Here is a 2,737-nt window from a genome sequence, read left to right as displayed (position 1 = left end):
GACGTGACGATCGTGGCGACGGTGGCCTCGGGGCTGCCGAGGACTGCGACCATGTGCGGCGTGATGAAGTTCGACTCGACGCCGTTGCCGGTCATGAAGACCAGCACGGCGACGAAGCCGAGGGCGACGGCGGGGCACGACGATGACCACCGCGTGGGCGGGACGCCGGGGTACGGCCGCCCGTCGTCCTCGCACGCGCGGCGTCTGGATCGCGTCGGGCATCGGGACCGTGCTGGTGCTCGCCGTGGCCCTCGGCGCCTACCTGCCGCTCGTCGGGTTCCTCGGCGGTGTGACCGCCACCACCGCGGGGCTCGTGCCGTTCCCGTTCATCCGGATCGCCCTCGTCAGCCTCCTCGGCGTGGTGGTCGTCCTCGCCCTGCTGTCCTGGGCGCTGACCCGTCGCCACACGGTCACGTCGGTCTTCGCCGTCGTGATCGCGGTCCTGGTGAGCCTCGCGGTCACGGCCTACCCCGTCGTGACGATCGCCGTCGCCTCGGCGGACCGCGCCGGCGACGTGTGGCCGATCGTCACCGAGCTCTGGCAGCGCTTCACCGGCTGACTGCCCGACCGGCTGACGGCCCGACCGGCTGGCGGCCCGACCGGCTGGCGGCCGTCGGAGCCGCCAGGGTCGGCTCGCGAGCCACCGCGGTCAGCGCGCCGCGACCGCCAACCGGGCCAGGCCCTCGTCGATCGAGACGGTCGGTGCCCAGTGCAGGTCCTGACGCGTCCGTCGCTGGTCGAACCAGTGCGCGGTGGACAGCTGCTCGGCGAGGAACCGCGTCATCGGCGGCTCGTCCGTGCCCGGACGCACCCGCCACACCGCCTCGACGACGGACCCGGCTGCGCGGGCGAGAGCGGCGGGTACGTGCATCCGGGGTGCGGGGACGCCGGACGCCGTGCAGATCCCTGCGAGGAGCTCCCCCACGGGTCGGGGCTCGCCGTTCGTCACGACGTAGGCGTTGCCGTGCACGGCGTCGTCGGCCGCGTGCTCGAGCGCGGCCACCATCGCCGAGGCCGCGTTGTCGACGTAGAGGGTGTCGATGAGCGCCGCGCCGGAGTCGAGCAGCGGCAGCCGTCCGGTCCGTGCGCGGTCGACGATGCGGCCGACCAGCTGCGTGTCCCCCGGCCCCCACACCAGGTGCGGGCGGACGGCGACGACCGCGAAGCCGGGCTCGTCCGCCGCGAGCGCCAGCAGTTCGGCGGCGGCCTTGGTGCGGGCGTAGTGCCCGCGCGCGGCCATCGGTTCGGCCGGGTCGGCAGCCGCTCCGGCCAGCGAGGACCCGGTGTGCGCGACGGACGGCGACGACACGAAGACGAAGCGCTCCGCACCGGCGGTCCGGGCGGCGTCGAGCAGCGCGCGCGTCCCGGCGACGTTGACGCGGGCGAAGTCGGCCGGGTCCCCGGCGAGCGACACCTTCGCTGCCAGGTGCACCACGGCCTCCACGCCGTCGACCGCGCGCGCGACGGCAGCGGTGTCCGTCATCGTGCCGAGGGCGTCCTCGACCCCGTCGACCCCGGACGGCCGGCGCTGGAACGTCCGGACGTCGTGCCCGGCGTCGCGCACGGCGGCAGCGGTCGCCCGGCCGAGGAAGCCGCTCGCCCCGGTGACCAGGACCCTCACGGGCGGACCATCCGGCCACCACCGAGCACCGTCGTCGCCCACCGCGAGAGCCGTGCGCGGTCGACCTTCGAGTTGTGCCGGATGTCCGTCGGCAGGACGGGGACGACGAGCACCGCGGCGAGCGGGACCCCGGCGGCCGCACGGACGGCAGCGGCGAGGTCCGCCGGCGCGAGCCCCGCACGCCGTGCCGCGGGATCGGTCTCCACGACGGCGACGACCTGCTGCGTTCCCGCGGGACCGGTGCCCGCGACGCCCGCGCGCCCGACACCGTCGACGCGCTCGATGCGCTGTTCGGGTCCGACCGGGGTGACGACCCCGTCGGCGGTCGTCACGACGTGCTGCAGCCGGCCCTCGATCCACAGACGACCGTCGACGTCGAGGTGCCCCACGTCACCCGTCCGGTGTCCGCGCGGGTCGTCGACCCCGAGCCGGGACACCCGGTCGGTGCGCCAGAGCCGGTCGTAGTGGTCACGGACGTGCGGTGCCGCGACGACGACCTCGCCCGTGACGCCGCTCTGCTCCGTCGGTTCCCCCGTCGGTGCTCCGGCGTCGTCGAGCGGGGCGATCCGCACCCGCACACCGGCCGCCGGGGTCCCGACGCAGATGCCGTCGTCGGGAGCGGAAGCGGCCGACCGGACGCCGTCCAGGTCGGTGTCCGTCATGAGCAGCCCCTCGGTCATCCCGTAGGGCGTGTGGGCCGCCGCGTTCGGCATGAGGTCGGTCGCCGATGCGAGGAGCGCGGCGGACACCGGCGCCCCGGCGGACAGGAACAGGCGCACCCTCGCGAGGGACTCCCGGTCGGCGGCCGTCAGCGCCGACGCCGTCGCGACGACGTTCGCCAGCGCCGCAGGCGAGAGGAACACCACGGTCGCGTCGGCCGCGGCGACCGCGTCGGCGACCGCCCGTGCCGTCAGCGTGCGCGGAGCGGTGACGTCCATGTCCGGCGCGACCGAACGGGCACCGAGGGCGGGGCCGAGCAGGGCGAACGGCGCGAAGCCGGCGACGAGCCCGGTGCCGACACCGACGCCGTACTGCGCCGCCAGGACGTCCCGCACCGCGGCGAGCTGTCCGTGCGTGTACACGACGCCCTTCGCCGGTCCGGTCGAGCCCGAGGTA

At 75.7% G+C, this 2,737-nt stretch carries 3 protein-coding genes; 1 reads left to right on the top strand and 2 read right to left on the bottom strand.

The window, feature by feature from the left end; all coding sequences use genetic code 11:
- The first annotated feature begins 142 nt into the window (after positions 1–142).
- The gene (locus tag D8M35_RS15945; RefSeq protein ID WP_126892692.1) at positions 143–559 is read left to right on the top strand and encodes an MFS transporter permease; all 417 of its coding nucleotides are present in this window, start codon (positions 143–145) and stop codon (positions 557–559) included.
- Between the two features lie 90 nt (positions 560–649).
- On the opposite strand, the gene D8M35_RS15940 is transcribed toward D8M35_RS15945, so the two are convergent.
- Positions 650–1,621: an NAD(P)-dependent oxidoreductase gene (locus tag D8M35_RS15940; protein ID WP_126892691.1), complete on the bottom strand. Its 972-nt coding sequence runs from the start codon at positions 1,619–1,621 to the stop codon at positions 650–652.
- A partial coding sequence (locus D8M35_RS15935; protein WP_148113409.1) for an AMP-binding protein occupies positions 1,618–2,737 on the bottom strand: 1,120 nt, incomplete at its 5' end. The genes D8M35_RS15940 and D8M35_RS15935, both read right to left, overlap by 4 nt.

Origin of the sequence: Curtobacterium sp. HSID17257, from assembly GCF_003989515.1 — a bacterium.
In the GTDB taxonomy this organism is placed as follows: Bacteria; Actinomycetota; Actinomycetes; order Actinomycetales; family Microbacteriaceae; genus Curtobacterium.
Note: the sequence above shows the minus strand (reverse complement) of the source record. Positions and strands in the feature narration are given on the sequence as shown.